The organism is Bacillus safensis FO-36b (assembly GCF_000691165.1).
GTDB lineage: Bacteria > Bacillota > Bacilli > Bacillales > Bacillaceae > Bacillus > Bacillus safensis.
This window is the reverse complement of the sequence record NZ_ASJD01000001.1, coordinates 23,636-44,520: the sequence shown is the minus strand read 5'-3', so window position 1 is coordinate 44,520 and position 20,885 is coordinate 23,636. Positions and strand designations below refer to the sequence as shown.

22 protein-coding genes and 1 riboswitch are annotated in these 20,885 nt (G+C 41.9%); of the genes, 5 read left to right on the top strand and 17 right to left on the bottom strand.

The features are described from left to right. Positions 1-68: 68 nt before the first annotated feature. Entirely contained in the window at positions 69-767 is a 699-nt protein-coding gene (locus BA81_RS00260; RefSeq protein WP_034279448.1) for a sunset domain-containing protein, read from the top strand. A 65-nt stretch (positions 768-832) separates the two neighbouring features. Here BA81_RS00260 and BA81_RS00255 read toward each other — a convergent pair whose 3' ends face one another. From BA81_RS00255 to BA81_RS00225, 7 genes are all read right to left on the bottom strand, one after another. Beyond that, the gene (locus BA81_RS00255; protein ID WP_034279445.1) at positions 833-2,143 is read right to left on the bottom strand and encodes an ABC transporter permease; all 1,311 of its coding nucleotides are present in this window, start codon (positions 2,141-2,143) and stop codon (positions 833-835) included. Continuing rightward, positions 2,133-2,831: an ABC transporter ATP-binding protein gene (locus tag BA81_RS00250; RefSeq protein ID WP_024424897.1), complete on the bottom strand. Its 699-nt coding sequence runs from the start codon at positions 2,829-2,831 to the stop codon at positions 2,133-2,135. Before BA81_RS00250 ends, BA81_RS00255 begins: the two co-directional genes overlap by 11 nt. 21 nt (positions 2,832-2,852) lie before the next feature. Beyond that, complete coding sequence (locus BA81_RS00245; RefSeq protein ID WP_034279443.1) at positions 2,853-3,839, bottom strand: ABC transporter permease subunit; 987 nt, start codon at positions 3,837-3,839, stop codon at positions 2,853-2,855. Then, positions 3,833-4,711 carry an ATP-binding cassette domain-containing protein gene (locus tag BA81_RS00240; RefSeq protein WP_034279440.1) on the bottom strand — a complete coding sequence of 293 codons (879 nt, stop codon included), beginning with the start codon at positions 4,709-4,711 and terminating at the stop codon, positions 3,833-3,835. The genes BA81_RS00245 and BA81_RS00240 overlap by 7 nt, the downstream gene beginning before the upstream one ends. Continuing rightward, complete coding sequence (locus tag BA81_RS00235; RefSeq protein ID WP_024426212.1) at positions 4,704-5,096, bottom strand: GntR family transcriptional regulator; 393 nt, start codon at positions 5,094-5,096, stop codon at positions 4,704-4,706. Before BA81_RS00235 ends, BA81_RS00240 begins: the two co-directional genes overlap by 8 nt. Positions 5,097-5,113: 17 nt before the next feature. Beyond that, positions 5,114-5,293: a hypothetical protein gene (locus BA81_RS00230; RefSeq protein WP_024426213.1), complete on the bottom strand. Its 180-nt coding sequence runs from the start codon at positions 5,291-5,293 to the stop codon at positions 5,114-5,116. Positions 5,294-5,434: 141 nt separating this feature from the next. Then, positions 5,435-5,710, bottom strand: a complete 276-nt coding sequence (locus BA81_RS00225; RefSeq protein WP_024426214.1) for a YtzC family protein — start codon at positions 5,708-5,710, stop codon at positions 5,435-5,437. Positions 5,711-5,862: 152 nt separating this feature from the next. Here BA81_RS00225 and mnmL point away from each other — a divergent pair, with 152 nt between their 5' ends. Further along, complete coding sequence (mnmL, locus tag BA81_RS00220; RefSeq protein WP_017358356.1) at positions 5,863-6,828, top strand: tRNA modification radical SAM protein MnmL/YtqA; 966 nt, start codon at positions 5,863-5,865, stop codon at positions 6,826-6,828. Then, on the top strand, positions 6,825-7,397 hold the full coding sequence (gene mnmM, locus BA81_RS00215; protein WP_034279434.1) for a tRNA 5-(aminomethyl)-2-thiouridylate-methyltransferase MnmM: 573 nt from the start codon (positions 6,825-6,827) through the stop codon (positions 7,395-7,397). The genes mnmL and mnmM overlap by 4 nt, the downstream gene beginning before the upstream one ends. A gap of 178 nt (positions 7,398-7,575) precedes the next feature. Here mnmM and BA81_RS00210 read toward each other — a convergent pair whose 3' ends face one another. Next, positions 7,576-8,655, bottom strand: coding sequence for a tetraprenyl-beta-curcumene synthase family protein (locus BA81_RS00210; protein WP_034279432.1), 1,080 nt, complete (start codon positions 8,653-8,655; stop codon positions 7,576-7,578). Between the two features lie 32 nt (positions 8,656-8,687). After that, the gene (locus tag BA81_RS00205) at positions 8,688-9,467 is read right to left on the bottom strand and encodes an alpha/beta hydrolase (protein WP_024424906.1); all 780 of its coding nucleotides are present in this window, start codon (positions 9,465-9,467) and stop codon (positions 8,688-8,690) included. Positions 9,468-9,512: 45 nt separating this feature from the next. Between BA81_RS00205 and BA81_RS00200 the strand changes: the two genes are divergently transcribed. Beyond that, entirely contained in the window at positions 9,513-10,028 is a 516-nt protein-coding gene (locus tag BA81_RS00200; RefSeq protein WP_034279429.1) for a gamma carbonic anhydrase, read from the top strand. Positions 10,029-10,170: 142 nt separating this feature from the next. On the opposite strand, the gene asnB is transcribed toward BA81_RS00200, so the two are convergent. Together asnB and metK are read right to left on the bottom strand one after the other, a co-directional pair. Continuing rightward, positions 10,171-12,069, bottom strand: a complete 1,899-nt coding sequence (asnB, locus tag BA81_RS00195; protein WP_034279427.1) for an asparagine synthase (glutamine-hydrolyzing) — start codon at positions 12,067-12,069, stop codon at positions 10,171-10,173. Between the two features lie 148 nt (positions 12,070-12,217). Further along, positions 12,218-13,420 carry a methionine adenosyltransferase gene (gene metK / locus BA81_RS00190; RefSeq protein ID WP_034279424.1) on the bottom strand — a complete coding sequence of 401 codons (1,203 nt, stop codon included), beginning with the start codon at positions 13,418-13,420 and terminating at the stop codon, positions 12,218-12,220. 195 nt (positions 13,421-13,615) lie between these two features. Then, a riboswitch (SAM riboswitch) is annotated at positions 13,616-13,750 on the bottom strand. A 226-nt stretch (positions 13,751-13,976) separates the two neighbouring features. Here metK and pckA point away from each other — a divergent pair. Continuing rightward, complete coding sequence (pckA, locus tag BA81_RS00185; protein ID WP_024424910.1) at positions 13,977-15,563, top strand: phosphoenolpyruvate carboxykinase (ATP); 1,587 nt, start codon at positions 13,977-13,979, stop codon at positions 15,561-15,563. Between the two features lie 42 nt (positions 15,564-15,605). On the opposite strand, the gene BA81_RS00180 is transcribed toward pckA, so the two are convergent. The 6 genes from BA81_RS00180 to BA81_RS00155 are packed head-to-tail and all read right to left on the bottom strand — an operon-like array spanning position 15,606 to position 20,742. Then, complete coding sequence (locus BA81_RS00180) at positions 15,606-15,848, bottom strand: DUF2584 domain-containing protein (RefSeq protein ID WP_025092385.1); 243 nt, start codon at positions 15,846-15,848, stop codon at positions 15,606-15,608. Between the two features lie 39 nt (positions 15,849-15,887). Further along, positions 15,888-16,682 (bottom strand): alpha/beta hydrolase family protein, encoded by a 795-nt coding sequence (locus BA81_RS00175; RefSeq protein WP_034279420.1) that lies wholly within the window; start codon positions 16,680-16,682, stop codon positions 15,888-15,890. A gap of 26 nt (positions 16,683-16,708) precedes the next feature. Continuing rightward, positions 16,709-18,190 carry a phytoene desaturase family protein gene (locus BA81_RS00170; protein WP_034279418.1) on the bottom strand — a complete coding sequence of 494 codons (1,482 nt, stop codon included), beginning with the start codon at positions 18,188-18,190 and terminating at the stop codon, positions 16,709-16,711. After that, on the bottom strand, positions 18,187-19,314 hold the full coding sequence (locus BA81_RS00165; protein ID WP_034279415.1) for a glycosyltransferase family 2 protein: 1,128 nt from the start codon (positions 19,312-19,314) through the stop codon (positions 18,187-18,189). Before BA81_RS00165 ends, BA81_RS00170 begins: the two co-directional genes overlap by 4 nt. Then, positions 19,299-20,045, bottom strand: coding sequence for a lysophospholipid acyltransferase family protein (locus BA81_RS00160; protein WP_034279413.1), 747 nt, complete (start codon positions 20,043-20,045; stop codon positions 19,299-19,301). Before BA81_RS00160 ends, BA81_RS00165 begins: the two co-directional genes overlap by 16 nt. Next, positions 20,014-20,742, bottom strand: a complete 729-nt coding sequence (locus BA81_RS00155; RefSeq protein WP_034279410.1) for a carotenoid biosynthesis protein — start codon at positions 20,740-20,742, stop codon at positions 20,014-20,016. Before BA81_RS00155 ends, BA81_RS00160 begins: the two co-directional genes overlap by 32 nt. Positions 20,743-20,885 lie beyond the last annotated feature (143 nt).

Here is a 20,885-nt window from a genome sequence, read left to right as displayed (position 1 = left end):
AACCGCTCCCCAAAATGGAAAAATGAGGTATGATAGGTGTAAATAGCAATTTAGGGGGGCTGTTAGATATGCTGTTACTCATATTAGGTCTTTTATGTATTTGTTTTGCCATCGGATATGCTGTCAATTTCTTCTTACTCAAACGCAAGAACGAGCTGATTTTTTCAAAGAAACTTTTTTATCCTTTTTTGATCATTGGTCTCTTCTTTTCCATTATGTCATTACCGCTTACTGCTGGAAATGCGCCAAAGGCACAAGCCGATCCATCTTCCGAACAGCTGTTAAAGGATCAAAAGGAACTCTCCTCTGACATTTCGCGCTTAACAGCTGATAAAGAGTCGCTTACCTCCTCTTTAGAAGATGCGGAGAAGGAAAAAGAAAAGCTGGAAAAAAAGCTAGAAACCATCACCTCAGAAAAAGAAACGGTCAAACAGCAAGAAAAGACCATTCAATCGCTTGAAGAGAAAATAGACAAGCTCACCTCCAGCAATGAAACACTCAAACAAAAAATCAAGAATAGCAGCAGCGATACGAAGTCTTCCACCGTCCAGCGCTCCGCACCTAAAGATGAAGGAAAAAGCACAGGCGGTCATGAATCACAAAAGGAAACAAAAAAAGAATCGGCTGCCTGTAACATTAAAGGGAGTGTCAACGGTATTTACCACACACCAAGCAGCAGATACTACTCTAGAACAAAGAATATAACCAAAATGTTCTGCTCTGTTGAAGAGGCAGAGCGTGCCGGATACAGGGCACCTAAGCAATAGCGATGTTTAATTAAGATAAAAAAGAACCTCCTGAGCGCCCAATCGGGTTTACAGGAGGTTCTTTTTTAGATTTCTCTTCTTAAAGCTACTAATACATTCGTTTTTGTTGCCTTACGTGCCGGGTTAAGCCCTGAAATGATCGCTACCCCTGCGCTGATCACTGTCGCTGTAATGACAAGGCTGAGTGGAATATAGGAAAAAGTAATCGAGAATTGATCGCTTGATCCTCCCTCAGACATGGACGACAAAATGGCTGGGATGATTAAATTAACGGCGAAACTAATCAAATATGAGATGATAATACCGATGATTGATCCGATTACTCCAATATAAGCACTTTCCATTAGGAACATCCGCTTGATAATGGATGGATTCGCGCCAATGGCTTTCATAATCCCAATCTCTTGTGTTCGCTCTGTTACCGCCATGGTCATCGTATTGAAAATTCCGATGGCAGAAATAATGACTGCAATACATCCGACAAAAATGAGTCCAATTTTGAAGACCGTAAAGAACATATCCATTCCTTCAAGCTGGTTCGTCACAGAGATGACTTGATAGCCCTCATCTGTCAGTTTATTCGTGAGCGTACCGACATTGTCGAATTTATCTGCATAAACAGAGGTCATTTTCTCGACATTTCCTGCTTCAGGAGACAGATCGAGTATTTGACCAAATTCTTTTTCATAAGCATTCGGAATCAGAATTTTATGATCCTCCTGCCACTCCAAATTCGGCTTTTTCAAAACGCCTACTACACGGAAATCAAATGTTTTTTCTTTAACGACTTCACCTTCTTCATTTAGTTTTGGCACTTTGATTTGAATCACTTTATTTAAAATATCCTTCGTGTAGCCTTTTGGCTCCTTCGGTGTTTCTTCCCCATTTGACGTCTGGTTTAATTCTTTTTCATAGGCTTCGCGTTCTTTTTTTGTCCACAGTTGCTGCGCCATATGATACCCAACCACAATTTCGTTCGCTGATGTTGGGACTTTTCCTCGGTCTAGTTCAAGACCTGCTTCTTTTTCTTCTTTCATATCAGTCAAAGCAGCCTGCGTTTCACTTGAACGGTTATCGAGCTCGACGTTAACCGAAGGATTGATTGCCGTTCTTGAGACGACAGATTTCACATGATCATATTTCTTTAAATCATCAATCTTAACGTCTCCTTTTTCTTTTCCTAACACTTTAATTTCTGTGATGATTTGCTGCTTCATAATTTCATCTTGAGCTGATTTTTGCAAACCAAAACCGACAGACGCTAGAACGATTAAGAAAGAGCATGCCATTGTCGTCGCAAGAATGGTCATAAACACACGCAATCTATTTTTCTTCATATTTCTTCTAATGAATTTGACCTGATCTCTAAATTTCAATGGATTGTTCCCCTTTCTTTAATACACCGTCGTGAAGCTGGAACGTTGTGTCTGCGATTGAAGCGACTTCATCGTCATGTGTAATGATGACAAATGTAATTCCTTTTTCGCGATTGAGCTGCTGGATAAAGGCTAAAATTTCTCCTTCAGTTTCTGAATCCAGACTGCCTGTTGGTTCATCTGCTAAAATAATTGATGGATTTAAAATCAAGGCTCTTGCAATACTCACACGCTGCTGCTGTCCGCCTGACAGCTCATTTGGGTAATGTCCTGCGTGATGTTCAAGTCCTACTCGTTTCAGCATTTCTTTTACTTTCGCCTTTCGTTCAGACGGCTTCACCCCTTTTAAAGTGAGCGGAAGTTCAACATTCTCATACGTTGTTAAGCTCCCGATCAACTGAAAGCTTTGAAAGATAAAGCCAAAGTGATCTAAGCGAAAGTCTGCCCATTCTTTTTCATTAAAGCCAGTCACATCGGTACCATCAATGACAATTTTTCCGCTCGTTGGCGTAATATAGCCTGATATTAAGTTCAATAAAGTCGATTTCCCCGAACCACTTCGTCCAACAATACAAGCAATATCGCCTCTTTTGATGGACAGGTCAATCCCTTTCAGCACAGGAATTTCATTTTCCCTGCCCTTTTTACCAATTTTAAATACATGATCTAATGCTTGAATCTGAATCATCTCTACTCCCCTGCTCTCTGTTTATCTTTTTCGATAGATTAAGAAATAACTCGTTAGTGCGCCCACAGCTCCACCGATGAGCATGCCAACGATATAACCAAATATGGAATTATCTGAAGAAAAACCAAACCATCCAAACCCTAGAACACCGAAGACAATGACCATAATCTGAATAGGTCTATTCAGATTTGAATAAAGAAAGAAGCGGCCATTTCGTTCAATTGGATGTTTTATAAAGCTAATTAAGCCAATTAGATAAAACAGAACCACCATGACAATAGGTATAATGATTTTTTCGCCTGAGAACCAAAGAGGATAATCAGATTGGAAAGAATCATTTATAATATAAGTGATTGGAGATATAGGCGATATCAAATGAGCCAAGCTCTTATCTACCCAGCTCCCACTTGTCTTTATAATAAAATCTAAATGAACAATCGGTAATCCGATCACTAAAAAGGGTAAAATAGCTGTGCTGAATCCAACGATTGCTTGCGAAATGGAACTTCCGGTTAAAGTACCCGCTGCAAAAAATAAACTATAAAACATCAAGGAGGACACAAGCGAAATGACATAACCGCTATGAAAACTAGGTATCTCTAGTGGATTAAGTCCTAATATAAGTAAATAAGTAAGAACATAAGAAACGGCATGAACGACTGCTATGATTCCAGCACCTAAGAAAAACTTTGTGTGATAGATTGTACTTCTGCTAAATGGTAAGGATAAGGTAAAATCCATCTGCCCTTTATTTCTCTCAAATCCAAGCTGCATGACAGCAAAGAAAATTCCCATTAGCCATGAAAGGGAGAGGAAAGGATCCGTCTTAAAGATATAAGAAAAACGTGGTGCATCCGTAATACATTCTGTATCGTTTAGGCACGTTTGAAAAGACGAATATTCCATTAAGAATGCAAAGGGCGTCGCAAGCGCAGCAACAATCATCACTAAAATGAATGTCAGCTCTGATTGCTTCCACTCCTTATATAATAATTGCCGCTTTACCATCTGCGTTTCCCTCCAAACTTCGCAATGAATACTTCTTCTAAATTCACAGGCAGTTCATGCCATACTTTTGGCTTCAGTGACTTCAAGTACTCTTTAGCTTCTTCGTCGGTTTTTAGAACAAGCGCTGTATAGAAAACGCCCGCTTGATCCAAAATCGCAACGCCATTTTTTCGAATACTTAAATTCACATCTTCTTCAAAAGCCATTTGGATTTTGACATAGTCATTCTTTAATTCATCTAAATCCATGACACTTGTGAGCTGATTTCCTTCTAAAAATCCAATTCGATTACACATGCGTTCAATGTCCTCTAAGCGGTGAGATGTAATTAAAATCGTTGTTTGTCGTTCTGCCACCTCGTCAATCATCAGCTGAAGAACGTCATTTCTTGTGACGGCATCAATTCCATCAGTCGGCTCATCTAATAAAATGACAGCTGGTTTGATGGCAAAGCTTAAAATTAATGACAGCTGTTTCTTTAACCCTGTCGACAATTCACGATACTTTACTTTTTCCGGAATTTCATAGCGGTTCACAAGCTCATTTGCATAGGTCACATCAAACTTTGGATATATATGCTTTAACAGCTGGACAAGCTGTCCGTAATTGTATCTGTCAAAGTAGGGATTCACGACCGGCATGAATACAATATTTTGCTTTACTAAAGGGTGGTCTTTCACCAGTACGTCTTTAAAATAAATCTCTCCTTCATCTGGAAGAAGAATTTGCTGAATCAATCTGAGAAGTGTTGTTTTCCCAGAGCCATTCCGGCCAAGCAGACCGAAGATCTCACCTTCGCCTATTTTGAAGGAAACGTCGCTGAGTACTTCGCGTCCATTTAATTTCTTTGATACATTTCTAACCTCAATCAACTTGTTTTCCTCCTTTTAGACTTGAGCCGATCTCTTCCAGCCATTCCTTGAGCTGATGAATATCAATACCAGCATGATGAGCTTCTATGATGAGTTGTCTTAACTGTTCTTTCATCTGGAGCACCTTCCCTTCATTCAGCTTTAACTGAGCACCTTCTGTTACATACGTACCGCGGCCCCGCAGAGTTTCAATAATCCCTTCCCGCTCTAGCTCTTTATACGCTTTACTGACGGTGTTTGGGTTGGCAATGATAATGGTGGCGAGCTCTCTGACAGAGGGCAGTTTGTCACCTGGCTTCATCACGCCTTTTAAACATAAAATTTTGAGCTGCTCAATGATTTGTTCATATATTGGCGCAGCGCTTCTTGGATCTATTTGAATCATGATGACTCCCTCTTTCCTCATTCATGCTTTTGCAGTCCTATCGCTTGTTCATGTCCTTGCATTAAAGGAACTGAATTGGGTATCAAATCTTTTTGAACTTCAAAACCAATGAAAACAAGAACGAAAAAAAATGTACATGCTAACGCAACAGCCAGCACCATCCACTTCAAATTAATTGGGTTTTTTTCTTTTTTCATGGTTGAACACCTTTCTTCACTTTAAGTGTCTATAGTGTATTAGTTGATGTAGTACACTTAATACAATATAGACACCCAGCATAAAAGTCAATAACTTATTAAGAAAATAAAAAACAGACCCTTAAAAGAAGGATCTGTTCATCATTCATTATCGTAAGAAATCCCTAAAATCATTTGATTTTGTAAGCTCTGAATTTGAACACGTGCCCTGTCTAATCGTTCTCTTTGCTGGTCATTGGCGACATCTTTTAATTTTTCTAATTCGTTGACCGTATTCTCAAGCATGAGCTGTGCTTTTGAAAACTCTTCCTCATTATAATGTTCCTGACGTGAGCTCAAATCAAATTGTTCACTTGCAAACTCAAGGGTTTCCGTACTTTTTTGAATAAATTCATCAATCGACTGCCTTGTTGCCATCTTACCTTCCCTCCATTTCATCATCGCTCCCGCCTATTTTGCCCATGTAAAGCTTTTTCACTAAAGAAAATGTTGGACAGATTCAATTGTCCTCCTTCGTGATTTTTGTTAAACTTTAAGGATGCCTATTATTATGCAAGGAGGTTACTGACTTGGATCAGCATAACCCTTTTTTATATTCAAACAGCGAAAAACGTTATCACACATGGAACTACCATTTGCGTGAACACTTTGGTCATAAAGTATTTAAAGTAGCCTTAGACGGCGGCTTTGACTGCCCAAACCGTGATGGTACTGTAGCCCACGGCGGCTGTACATTTTGCAGTGCCGCTGGATCTGGTGATTTTGCAGGAAACCGGGCTGATGATCTCATCACTCAATTTAACGAAATCAAAGACCGGATGCATACAAAATGGAAAGACGGAAAATACATGGCGTATTTCCAGGCGTATACAAACACACACGCGCCGCTTCCTGTCCTAAAAGAAAAATATGAAACCGTCATGAATCTGGATGGTGTCGTAGGTCTATCCATTGCAACAAGACCTGACTGTCTGCCGGATGACGTAGTGGAGTATTTAGCCGAATTAAACGAACGCACTTACCTATGGGTAGAGCTTGGTCTTCAAACGGTACACGAACGGACAGCTATGCTCATTAACCGTGCTCATGATTATGAATGCTACGTTGAAGGTGTAGAAAAACTGAGAAAACACGGAATTCGTGTCTGCTCACATATCATCAATGGATTGCCTCTTGAAAACCGAGACATGATGATGGAAACAGCAAAAGCTGTTGCGGATTTAGATGTGCAGGGAATTAAAATTCATTTGCTTCACCTTTTAAAAGGGACTCCAATGGTCAAGCAATATGAAAAAGGAAAGCTTGAGTTTTTAAGCCAGGAGGAATATGTTCAGCTTGTTTGTGATCAGCTGGAGATTCTGCCGCCAGAAATGATTATTCACCGTATTACAGGGGACGGCCCAATTGAATTAATGGTTGGTCCAATGTGGAGTGTTAACAAGTGGGAAGTGCTCAATGCCATTAATGCTGAGCTCGAAAGGCGTAACAGCTACCAAGGAAAACGTTTCGTCAGATTGGAAGAAGCAGCTAAATGATTTTGAAACGCATGCTTCCTTTTAGTAAAGAGCTGTTAGAACGCGCTTGTCAAAAAGGCGACATCGTCATAGATGCAACAATGGGAAACGGCCATGATACACTCTATTTAGCGGACCTTGTAGGAACTGAAGGACAAGTGTTTGCATTCGACGTGCAAGAGGAAGCCTTGCAGCAGACAAGCAAAAGGCTTGGCGGTCAATATCCTTACGTTCACCTCATCCATGATGGACATGAAAAACTGGCGGATCATCTTCCGAAGGATGTTTATGGACATATATCTGGTGCAGTGTTTAACCTTGGGTATCTGCCAGGAGGCGATAAAGCCGTCACCACTCAGGCTCATACAACCATTGAAGCCATCAAGCAGCTCCTCGAATGGCTCAAACCCGGAGGACTGATCGTCCTTGTGATCTACCATGGACATCCCGAAGGTAAAAGAGAAAAAGAAGTGCTTCTCGAATATTGCAGATCACTCCCTCATGAAGAGGTACAAGTTTTATCATATCAATACATGAATATTCAAAACGACCCGCCTTTTGTGGTCGCCATTGAAAAAAAGCTAAAATGATGTGCATTTTAGCTTTTTTCTTCTTTTCAGCGTGATAGAAAACCTTTGCAGTCTAGGAACGGGTGAGCACCGGAACGGAGCGAATTCGACATTCGTGAGTACCGGCGCGCAGACCTGACACCGAATGCGAGGGTTTGTCTACACGCTGAAGCTCAAATCCTAATGGATTTGAGCTTTTTTATGATGATTTCATCCAAGGCATTTTCTGATAGGTCCGATAGGCTCTTCCGTTAATATAGAAAAAGAACGATGTTTTCCCGCTTGATTTGATCAGCCTTTTTGCCAGCTTGTTCATCTCTTTTTGGGCTGTCACTTTTTCATCGGACAAATAGACCGCCAGTAATCCTCTGTTAATCAATTTGTGAAAGTTTTCATGCGGAATGCCTTTCAGCTGCTCATCCGCTTTTTCGATAAAATGCTGAAGTCTATCCATCATCTCATGATGAGAATCATAGTATGAGCAAAAGTTCAGATCTCCCCCAAGCCTGTCCTCTTCTTGGTCTATTAAATAATCGAGTAAAATGTGCAGACCTTGAATATAAGGGAAATAGCTTTCGTAAATTTGCTTCGCCTGCTTTTCTGTAAAATCAGGCTGCAGCGCATACGCCACAAGACAGAAAATCCCTAACGTTGATCCCGCACAAGCTGAAAACTCATACCATTCCATCTTCGGCAAATCTTTTTCGTATTGGCGGAACCATGACTCTAGCCGTGGTACACGCTCATGGGGAACAACGTGCTTATGTACTTGCAGGTCACTATAGTAATCACACAGCGTGTGTAAATATGGCTGAATGATCGGATAATGCCGAACACGCGTAAGCACATCTTGACATGTGCGGACAAGCGCATGTAAATATCCATGATCCTCTTGATCATCACGGAATTGATAGTATGGCTTGAGCTCAGCATGAATATCAAGCGCATCTCTCATCGCTTGATGCAGCATATGGAAATCCTTTGGATCAAGCGACGTGCTGCGGTCACAAAGGTTATCTAAGTAATCACTAATGGTTTGATACGCCACAATGAATTCAATACACGTTTCTTTCTTTTCACCTGCCAGAAGAGATAAAATGCCTCCGCCTTCACAGTGAAACGTTTTACTCGATATGCTCGCTAGTGCCTGCGTTCTCAGTTCTTCATTTTCAATCATTTCGGCATGAGCCCGCCACTTTTTCAGCTCCTGATGAACAAGCGGAAAAATATCTTTATACACCTTTGTCATCAGTGCAAAAGGACGCTCTGGTACTGACAAATCACTCCACCCCCAAAACTTAAAGCTCACAATCAAATATATTGATCTGTAAAGGCTCTTGCCGCCTTAAACACATCTTCTCTTTCTGGTTCATTAAAAATTTCGTGATACAGTTCTTCCCATTCACGGTATGATTTATTAGTTGATTCTATGCCATTGAACCATTTTATCACCCTCGTTTTATCCACGATCTTATCATCGCCCGCCTGCATTAAAAGGAGCGGGATCGATTTAAAGACATTCGTCGGCTGCATCGCCGCATCGATATTTTTGATCAGCTCTCGATACCAGCGAACCGACACCTTTGTCACGTAAAGAGAATCATTTGAGTCTGCCTCAATGACCGCCTGATTTCGTGTGGCTAGTTCAATCGACAGCCCTGACTCCACTTTAAAAGACGGTGCCAGCACATTTAGACCTTTTGACGCAAAATCCATCAGCTTCTTCGGTTTAAATTGCAGACCTAAACAAGGTGATGATAAAATAAGGCCATTCAACTTCGTATGGGTATACTGCTTCATCCACTCAATTGAAATGAGTCCACCCATACTGTGTCCAAGTAAAAAAGTAGGAAGCCTGAATGATTTCGCATGCTCGATCCATTCATCGACTGTATCAATGTATTCTTGAAAAGAACGAATGTGGCCTCGCGCACGTGTCGATGTGCCTTGCCCAGGCAAATCACCCATGACGACGTGATAGCCTGCATTCCGCCACATTTCAATCAGCCATTTATATCGGCCGTGATATTCACTCGCACCATGTACAATGACAATTGTACCAACTGGTCTTTCAGCATGCCAAGTCCACAAAGTAAACACCTCACAAATGTTGTATTAAGAAAGGAAGTCGAAAAAGTGATTTATCCATATCATCAGTTTACACCTGAGATTCATGAATCGGTCTTTGTCGCAGATAACGCCACCATTACCGGTGATGTCACAATTGGAGAATATTCGAGCGTGTGGTTCCAAACCGTCATCAGAGGCGATGTTGCACCTGTGAGAATTGGAAAGAACGTCAACATTCAAGATTTATCGTGCCTGCATCAAAGTCCTGGAAAAACACTTCTTATTGAAGATGGTGCTACCATTGGACACCAAGTCACATTACATAGCTCAATCATTCGAAAAAATGCCCTCATTGGCATGGGGTCTATCATTCTCGATGGTGCGGAGATTGGCGAAGGCGCCTTTATCGGTGCAGGAAGTCTTGTCCCTCAAGGAAAGGTCATCCCAAAAGGATCACTCGCTTTTGGCCGTCCAGCCAAAGTCGTTCGGCTGTTAACAGATGAAGATATCCAAGACATGGACCGAATCCGCAGAGAATATGTAGAAAAAGGACAATACTATCGTTCCCTTTTACCTCGTTAACATCATACGTGTATCTTCACTTTATCATGTTTTTTTCAGGATATTAAGCAATAACTATGAACCGCTTGTTATTTTACCCTTTTCCGCCACTTTCTATCATGACAAAAAAGGTTTTCAGCACAAAGCTGAAAACCTTTTTTCATTAACTGAAGATGACTTCTTTCGGTTGATGATTCAATTGCTCTGGATCAATACTGCGCTCGACATAAATGCTGTGCCAAATCATAAAAATCAGGACGGTCCAAATCTTACGGCTATGATCTGCTTTACCAGCACAATGTTCATTTAATAAATCAAGCACATACGCTTTGTTAATATATTCGTCAGTTTGACTGTTTTTAATGATGTCTTTCGCCCAAGCGTTCATCTCATTTTTCAGCCAATGACGAATTGGAACAGGGAAGCCAAGCTTCTTGCGGTTTAACACATGGTCAGGCACAATGCCTTCTGCTGCTTTACGCAATAAATATTTCGTTGTGCCATCTTTTGTTTTCAGCTCTTCTGGAATTTTAGAAGCCGCTTCAAATACGACCTTATCAAGGAAAGGAACGCGAAGCTCAAGAGAATTCGCCATTGTCATCTTATCTGCTTTCAGTAAGATGTCCCCGCGCATCCACGTATGAATATCAACATATTGCATTTTGTTAATATCACTGTAGCCTGCACTTTCCTCGAAGTATGTCTTCGTCACATCACGATACGTAATGTTCGGATCATACTGCTTTAAGAGGTTTTTCTTTACTGGCTCTTCAAAGATTTTCGCATTACCGATATAACGTTCCTCTAATGGTGTACAGCCGCGGACGATAAAGCTTTTTCCTTTCATTCCTTCTGGCATTAAGCGCGCCAGACGAAGAAGAAGCTTTTTCAGCATAGATGGAACAGATTCAAATGGTTTAAGAGAAAGCGGCTCACGGTAAATATTATATCCACCGAACAGCTCGTCTGCTCCCTCACCAGAAAGAACGACCGTCACTTGTTTCTTCGCTTCCTTTGCCACGAAATACAATGGAATCGCCGCCGGATCAGCTAAAGGATCATCTAAATGCCAAACAATTTTCGGAAGCTCGTTCATATATTCCTCAGGAGAAATTACCGCACTGAAGTTTTGTAAGCCCAGCTTATCAGCCGTTTCCTTCGCTACATCAACTTCACTAAAGCCATCCTGCTGGAAACCAACAGAAAACGTCTTCAGCTCAGGATGAAATTCCTTTGCAACAGATACGATGAAAGAAGAATCGATACCACCTGATAGGAATGAACCAACAGGAACATCACTTCTCATATGAACTTTCACAGAATCATAGATTGCATCGCGTACTTCTTCAATCAGCTTCTGTTCTTGTGTTTGCACAGGCTTGAATTGAACCTTCCAGTAAGTCTTAAATTCAATCTCCTGTCCTGGGCGTAAAGTAAACTGATGACCTGGCTCTACTTTGTGCACCTTTTGATCAAGTGTATTTGGCTCAGGTACGAACTGGAATGACATGTATTGCTGCAAAGCAGTCTCATCAAATAAAATGTTCTCGTTCACTGCCATCAAGCTTTTGCGTTCAGACGCAAAGTACACTTGCTCATCCATTTGTGTAAAATAAAGCGGTTTGATGCCGAAAGGATCTCTTGCGCCATATAACAATTGCGCTTCTTTATCCCAAATTAAAAATGCAAACATGCCGCGAAGCTTAGAAGCCGCTTCTTCTTTATAATGACGGTATGTAGCAAGAAGTACTTCCGTATCAGAATCTGTGCTGAACGTATAGCCTTTTTTCACAAGCTCTTCCTTCAGCTCCACATAGTTATAAATTTCTCCGTTGAAAATAATCCAATACTTTTCATCTTCATAAGAAAGCGGCTGCTTTCCGTGCTCAACATCTATAATACTTAAACGTCTAAATCCAAATCCTACATGCTCATCATGAAAGTAACCCTCATCATCCGGACCACGATGAACGATGAGACGATTCATTTGTTTAATTAGCTCTTCCTGTTCAGTAGTTTCGGACAATGGACGGTGATTAAATACACCAACAAACCCACACATATTATTGCCTCCACGTTATGTTATTTCTTAAAAGTAGACCTATAATTAGACAGTATTTTGTCCGATTTTGTTTCACATTTTTTCGCTTTTTGAAGATTTTTTTTTAATCAAAAGGAAAACCGCTTAAAATAAGCGGTTTTTTATGTTGTTATTGTCCCAATGCTTCTTTGCGAAGTGTATCGGCTTTATCCGTTTTTTCCCACGGAAGATCTAAGTCGTGACGGCCGAAATGTCCGTATGCAGCTGTTTGTTTGTAGATCGGACGGCGCAGGTCAAGCATTTTAATAATGCCAGCTGGACGAAGATCAAAGTTTGCACGAACCACTTCAATTAATTTTTCTTCTGAAGCTTTTCCTGTCCCAAATGTATCAATTGAAATCGATACAGGCTGTGCTACACCAATTGCATAAGCAAGCTGTACTTCACAAGAATCTGCAAGGCCGGCAGCTACGATGTTTTTCGCTACGTAACGAGCAGCATAAGCCGCAGAACGGTCAACCTTCGTTGCATCCTTACCTGAGAAAGCACCGCCGCCATGACGAGCGTATCCGCCATACGTATCAACGATGATTTTACGTCCAGTTAAACCAGCATCCCCTTGAGGTCCTCCGATCACGAAACGGCCAGTTGGGTTAATAAAGTATTTTGTCTGTTCATCAATCAGTTCACTTGGAACGACAGGACTGATGACATGCTCTTTTAAGTCACTTTGAATTTGTTCAAGCGTCACTTCTGGTGCATGCTGCGTAGAAATAACCACTGTGTCAATACGAACTGGTTTGTTTTGCTCATCATATTCAACTGTGACTTGTGTTTTTCCGTCTGGACGAAGGTATGCAAGTGTTTCATCCTTACGTACTTCTGTTAAACGGCGAGATAATTTATGCGCTAGTGAAATCGGCAGCGGCATGAGCTCTTCGGTTTCGTTATTGGCAAAACCAAACATCAATCCTTGGTCACCTGCACCAATCGCATCAATTTCTTCTTCCGTCATTGTTCCTTCACGTGCTTCAAGCGCTTTGTCTACACCTTGCGCAATATCAGCAGACTGTTCATCAATTGATGTAAGTACAGCACATGTTTCCGCATCAAAACCATATTTCGCACGTGTGTAGCCAATTTCCTTAATTGTGTCACGCACCGTCTTTGGAATATCGACATAAGTAGACGTTGTAATTTCACCGCTTACTAATACGAGACCGGTTGTAACAGAAGTTTCACAGGCAACACGTGCATTTGGATCTTTCTTTAAAATTTCATCCAAAATGCTGTCTGAAATTTGATCACAGATTTTATCCGGATGTCCTTCTGTCACTGATTCTGAAGTAAATAAACGACGATTTTGACTCATAATGGCTATTTCCTCCTGTACAAGACCACATCATCCCAAGATGAGGCCTCCAATATGATACGGAACTCGTTCCCTCTTATATTTGAAAACGTTTATATTAGAGATGTTATTGGCAATTTGTTCATATGATATCCCAAAAATAAAAAAACCATTTCCTTCATTGCGAGGAAAGGGTCTGAGATCGCATGCCTTTCACTCTTATCGCTCAAGGTGTTCTTGTACCTTGCATCAGGTTAGCACCTTGGTTTCTCAGCATTTTCATGCCTTTTAAATAAGAAACCGGTTGCTGGGCTTCATCGGGCCTGTCCCTCCACCAACTCGGGATAAGAGTATCCGTTCAATAAGATATCTTATCTTAAACCCTTGCGTCATGTCAATGCTTCATAAGAATTATCTCCCTCTTTTTTCTCCTCACCATTAGCATCACCAAAAAGCATATTTTCATAGCAGAAATGAAAAAACACACACAAAAATTTTTAAATAGTATAGACTATTATTATTAATGTGTTATACTAATCGAAACAAACAAATTCAACGGTAAAGGAAGGGTTTTTTTATGAACTCAGTGGATTTAAAAGAAGATTTGCAGTCATTGCTCTCATTAGAAAATACGCACCAAAATTTATCTGTTCCGAAACTTGTTGAAAAGATTTTGGCACGTAATGAAGGCGTTTTAACATCAACTGGAGCTGTCCGCGCTACAACTGGAGCCTACACAGGACGTTCGCCTAAAGATAAATTTATCGTCAAAGAAGAAAGCTCTGAACATAAAATCGATTGGGGTCAAGTAAACCAGCCGATCTCCAAAGAAGCATTTGACCGTTTATATACAAAGGTTGTGTCATACTTAAAAGAACGTGATGAACTATTCGTCTTTGAAGGGTTTGCAGGCGCTGACGAAAGATATCGTATGCCGATTACAGTTGTAAACGAATTCGCATGGCACAATCTTTTTGCCAAGCAGCTATTTATCAGACCTGACGGGTCAACACCTTCTTCAAACGAAAAACCTTTCACCATCTTATCTGCACCGCACTTTAAAGCAGATCCTGCAACAGATGGCACAAACTCTGAAACGTTTATCATCGTTTCTTTTGAAAAACGCACGATTCTTATCGGTGGAACAGAATATGCAGGAGAAATGAAAAAGTCCATTTTCTCTGTGATGAACTACCTGCTTCCTGAGCAAGATATTTTATCCATGCACTGCTCAGCAAACGTAGGTCAAGAAGGCGATGTAGCCTTATTCTTCGGGCTTTCAGGTACTGGGAAAACGACGCTTTCTGCAAGCGCAAGCCGCAAGCTGATCGGAGACGATGAACACGGCTGGTCTGGCACAGGGGTCTTCAATATCGAGGGCGGATGCTATGCGAAATGTGTGAACTTAAGTGAAGAAAAAGAACCTCAGATCTACAAAGCGATCAGCTTCGGATCAGTTCTTGAGAACGTTGTGCTTGATGAAGAAACACGTGAAGCGGATTACGATGATACTTTCTTTACTGAAAATACACGCGCTGCTTACCCAATCGAAATGATTGATAACATCGTGAAACCAAGTATCGCAGGACATCCATCTGCCATTGTCTTCTTAACAGCTGATGCGTTTGGCGTCTTACCTCCAATCAGCCGTTTAACAAAAGAGCAGGCAATGTACCATTTCTTGAGCGGGTACACAAGTAAATTAGCTGGAACTGAGCGCGGTGTCACATCACCAGAAACGACATTCTCTACTTGCTTCGGTTCACCATTCCTTCCGCTTCCAGCTCACGTCTATGCTGAAATGCTTGGCAAAAAGATTGATGAGCACGGTGCAAAAGTATTCCTTGTGAATACAGGCTGGACTGGCGGAGGCTACGGTACAGGCAAACGAATGAATCTCGCTCATACAAGAGCAATGGTGCAGGCAGCAATCGAAGGTGACCTTGACAATGCCGAGATGATTACTGATGACATCTTTGGCTTACACATCCCGCTTCATATACCTGGTGTACCAGATGAAGTGCTTCAACCTGCTAAAACATGGGATGACCAAGAGGCTTATCAAGAAAAAGCACACTTCCTTGCCAATGAATTTAAAAAGAACTTCCAAAAATTCAGCCACGCGGCAAGTGACATTGAAGCCAAAGGCGGTCCACTCGTATAACCAAATGAAAAAAGCTGAGGAGAATAAAATCCCTCAGCTTTTTTAGTTTGTTGAATGCAAGGACACAAGACGGTACGTCACCTTCGTGACATTGTCTGTCAGCTCCAGCTTTTCAACATGTGCAGTCCCTGTTTTTTCTCCGTCTTTCGTTTTGCGCACCTCAAGTGGAATATTTAATGGATAAATGCGGTATCCATCCTTCATGAGTTCAAATACATTTTCTTCAATTCTTGTCTCTTTTCCCTTTGTGACAATCATTGTATTAAATTCAACAGGCATTCCCATAATGAAAATCCCCCTACTTTCTATATTTCGTTATACTGCTTATTTTACCACATTTCCGCTTTTTCGGCTGTGCATCCATGTGGTCAGCCTTCTCACAATTTCTCGATTATGCTGCGGCGGGAAATAGTGGTTGTATCCGTGGAAATACCATGTCTCCACGGATTTCCCGTGCTGGCGCAGCGCATCTTCTAACAAATACGCATGCTCAATCGATACATTTTGGTCCTCTTCTCCGTGGATGATAAGGACAGGTGCTTCAATTTTGTCCACATCATTTAAAGGGGTTCTGTTCTCATATGCCTCTGGCACCTTATGCGGCGGGCCGCCAATCACACGCTTCATCATCCGTCTCATATCCACACGCTCTTCATAAGTCAGTTTCATATCACTGACGCCTCCCCATGTGACAAAGGAAGCTGCCTCCTGTTTCATTTCAACAGCGGTCCAGATGCCCATAATACCGCCTCGCGAAAAACCAAAGATATGAATGCGGTCCTTCTTCACTTTTTTGTGCTGTTTTAACAGCTGAAAGGCAGCGAACGCATCTTTTCGATCTTCTCCGGCAAAATCTTCGTTCCCTTCGCCTCCTTGGTTTCCCCGGTAAAAGGGAGCAAAGACGACAAAGCCCTGCGCGGCAAATTGCACAATCCGGCCTGTTCTGACCATCCCCACATTTTTAATGCCGCCTCGTAAATACAAAAAGCCGTCGTAGAAACCTTCTCCGGCCGGTTCAGCGAGCAGCCCTTTCATCCGAAGTCCAACTGCCTCATAGGTCACTGTATATAAGTGAATATGCGGATGGGGCGACGGAAACCTTCTTTTTTCCACAATCACTCGATTTCTCTCCTTTTCATCTTTGATTACGTCCATTGCTTCAGTATCGCTTCTGCGACAAGCTGGCCTGATTTTGTCACCATCGGCGTGCCGCCGCCTGGATGACTTGTTCCTCCAACAAACCAAAGTCCTTCAATGTCCTTTGACTGATTATTGATGCGAAAGAACGCCTGTTTGAACGAGTTTGAAGACATGCCATAAATGGCTCCACGATATGCCCCCGTTTTCTGCTGCAGATCAAGCGGGGTTTGAACCGCTTCATATTCGATAAGCTCATCCAAATCAAAAAGACCTTTTTCCATTAATTTGTTTTTTACATGCTGACGATATGTCTCCTTTAGCATGTCCCAATCTTGCTCTTTTGTCACATAAGGTGCATTGGCCAGTACAAACAGGTTGCTTCTTCCCGGTCCTCCGCTTAAAGCTGGTTCTGAATGACCTGAATAGCATATGTATAGCGCCGGGTCTTGAGGCAACTGTTTTTTCTGAAAAATATCCTTGAATTCTTGCTCATAATCCTCAGGGAAAAACACATTGTGATGGGCCAGCTGTTCATAGACTTTAGGTACACCTAATAAGAGAACAAAGCCCGACAACGACGGTTCAATGCCAGACAGTTTTTGATTTAAATAACGAGGACGGTTTTTTTCATCTATGAGATGACGGTATACAGTCAGCGCATCTGCTCCTGCAATGACTTGATCTGCCTCATACATCTGCTGATCCGTTTCCACTCCTTTGACCTGCCGATCCTTCACATGAATCTTGTTCACTTGTTCATTGAGGTGAATCTGAACACCTAATTCTTTTGCCAGTGTCTCAAATGCCTCAACTAAACGATATGTACCGCCCTGTATTCCATAAATCCCTTTCTCCCCTTCTAAATACGCCATCATATTAAAAATAGCCGGCGCCTCGTAGGGAGAGGAGCCAATATAAGTAGCATACCGTCCAAACATCGCCAATGTATGGGGGTGACGGAAATATTGACGCAGCAGGCGCTGAACGGATGTGAACGGTTTGACAGCGAGAAGTGCTTTCATCAGCTTTAAATCCGCCTTATCCTTCCAGCTCAATAACAGACGATTTAAAAACTGCTCCTCTGCCTTTTGAAAAAGCGCCTTTGATTCCTGCAAAAATGCACGGTATTGCTTCGCATCTTCAGGACTGAATGCAGCAATTTGTAATTCCATTTGCTCCATATTCGGCGTAAACTCGACCGTATGTCCATCTGGAAAAATATTTTTGGTAAGCGGAGAAATCGGATAAAAGGTCACATAATCCTCCATCCGTCTATGACAGGATGTAAACACTTCTTCAAAATATGCCTTCATTGTAATGGTACTCGGTCCTAAATCAAAAGAGTAGCCTGCTCCGTGATGGCGCTGCAATTTCCCGCCTAAAGCCGCTTCTTTTTCTAAAATGGTGACCTGAACCCCGCGTGACTGTAGACGGATCGCGGCTGATAATCCGCCAAATCCGCCGCCGATGATGATCACTTTTTTCATTCGTACCTTCTCCCTTTCCATTCATACCCTTCTTTTTTCAGCCCGATTTTCATAGAAGCAAAGCCAATGGCGATCAGACTTAAAATACTGACCGGCAATAAAAAAGCCATCGCAGATGTCCGCCCGTTTTCAATATCAATTGCCGCTTTAATCGACACACCCAGCCCATAGCAAAGAATGGCTAAGCATATGCTCAAAACATCCAGCTGAAACAATGCGATCATGAAACAAATGACAGGAACCAAATAAAGGAGGGTGTATAAACAAAAGACACTGCTTAACAGAGGAATGCTTCGATTCACACCCGGGAACAAATTTTTCCGGTAACCTTCCCAAACCTCTTGTCCACTTTCATACATTCTCATATACACAAATGGATGAATGCTTACAAGTGTGAACGGAAAGCCTTTTTCCTTCACCCGTTTAGCCAAAGCCATATCATCAACGAGTGAATCCTTGATCGCTTTATGCCCGCCAATGTTGTGATAACAATTCTTTTCAATGGCAATAAAACCGCCATGTGCTGCGGCAAAAGCGGGATTCTTAGATTTTCTTACCCATTTCACTGGCAGGTGACAGCCAATGGTAAACATCATCATGGGAACGACAAGATGTTCAAACAATGTGCCTGTTTTTTGTTCTGGAAAACCTGACAGCATGCCCGTTTTTTGCATGCATAACTGCTTGTATACTGATTCAACTGCCCCTTTTTTTAACCGGACATCCGCATCTAAAAATAGCAGCCAGTCAGAAGCTGCTGCCTCAGCGAGCTGAGAGCAGGCATATGATTTACCAAGCCAGCCCCGCTTTAATGGCTGACCTGAAAGGAGACGGATCCACGGATATGTTTCTGCGAAGCGCTCCACCATCGCTCTTGTCTGATCTGTCGAATGGTCATCAAGTACGATAAGCTCTTTCGGGTAAAGACGTTGATCAACGATCGACTGAAGACAGGCTTCTATCCTTTTTTCCTCATTTCTCGCTGGAATCAGAATCGATAACGAAATAGGTTCACCCGGCGAAAAGGATGCTGGCTTTAAAACAGGAAGCTGCCTCATATTCCATATGGTGAAAATAAACTGACAGAGCAAGAGTACGCTGATCACGGTTAAGAAGACCGCCATGTTTTCACCCACTTTTTAAAGAAATCAAACGCATCACTTGTTGATTGACTTGTCCTTGTCATCTGTCTAAATTCTTGATTGGTTGAAAAATCAGGGTCAGCGATGACCTGTGCTTGATGTGCGTTTAACTGCGTTTCAAGGAGATCCCTAAGCAGATGCGTCACGTCCTTGCTTCGAAGTTCTCCGCCAGATACAAAGGTATCTTCACCAAACACAGCAGATACTGTCGGCTTTTGAAATTGATTAAATGTATAATGCAAGGTCACAGGCTTCACCACGACTTGCTCAAATTGTCTCACTAAAAAAGAAGCCCCGCCCTCCAATTCAAGCGGCCGCACATCCTGATGCATGATTTTCCCCTGTGGAAAAAGCCATACAGCCCTGCCAGCCTGCATGTTCTCTTTTGCCATCATTAATGCTTGCTTCACACTTTTCAGATTCTCTTTCTGAACCGGAAAGGCACCAAGCTTTCGGAAAAAGGCATATTGCTTCAGCTGTTTCTCCTCCATCATCATATAGTGATCGAGTTCGGACGCTTTTTCTGTTAAAAGAAAGATGATCAGTCCATCCCACCAGGAGCTATGATTAGCGAGATAAAGAACAGGCAGCTTCTCGTTTGGGTCCACAGCGCCTTTCATCATCACGCAGCGGAAATGTTTATGAAGTAAATACCGCTCAAGATAAAGAGAAAATATACGTCTAAACGATCGGCTTTTGTCGTTTTCTTTCAAATTGAACCCTTCCTTCACACAAAATAACAATGATTAGCGCTAAATAAAAAATGACATCGAGCCCGCCCTTTAATGCCAGCACACCAAAAAAGAACACCATTGCCTGATAAATACGGCTCGTCCAGCTGAGGGCCTTTTGATCAACCTGAACAAGCGGGAAGAGAAAGGAAAGTCCTGCTCCAATCATACCCCAGCTCACAAAATTCTCAAAAGGAATACCATAAAAACCACCGCCGTCATACCACACCCAAAATTTCCGTTCAGCCGCTACTGGATCTAATATGAGGTCAAGCAAGACAATCCATATCCCCGTTTCGACAGCTCGTTTCCATTTCGACTGCTGAGTGGATAAAAAAAGGCTGTTTAAAAACACACCAACCCATGCAAAAGCAATGGTTAAAGGCACTCCTGCCACTAGAAAACCTAACGTCGGATAATAGTCATAGGCCCCGAAAGGAAAACCAGTTGTGATCCCTATCCATTCAACCGTAAATGTCAGCACACCGACAATGGCTGCCCTTTTGATCACACCAACCCATGCCCCATAAATATTTCGCCCAATCTCTATCACACAGCAGGCATACAGCACAAGGAAAATGCCATTTGCAAACTGAAGCCATGCTGGCACTTCAAAAGAGACCATTAATATGAGCCCCACTAAATACCATCCAAGAAATACCCAACTCACTCTATACACGAAACCGCCCCTTTATTTCTTCCAAATTCAAGAAAGTATTCATGCATCTAGTATAGAAAAAAAGACACGTTCTATAAATAAACAATGCGCTTCTTATTTTCATCTAGGCACTCACCAAAAATCCCTTTTGACATACTTTAATT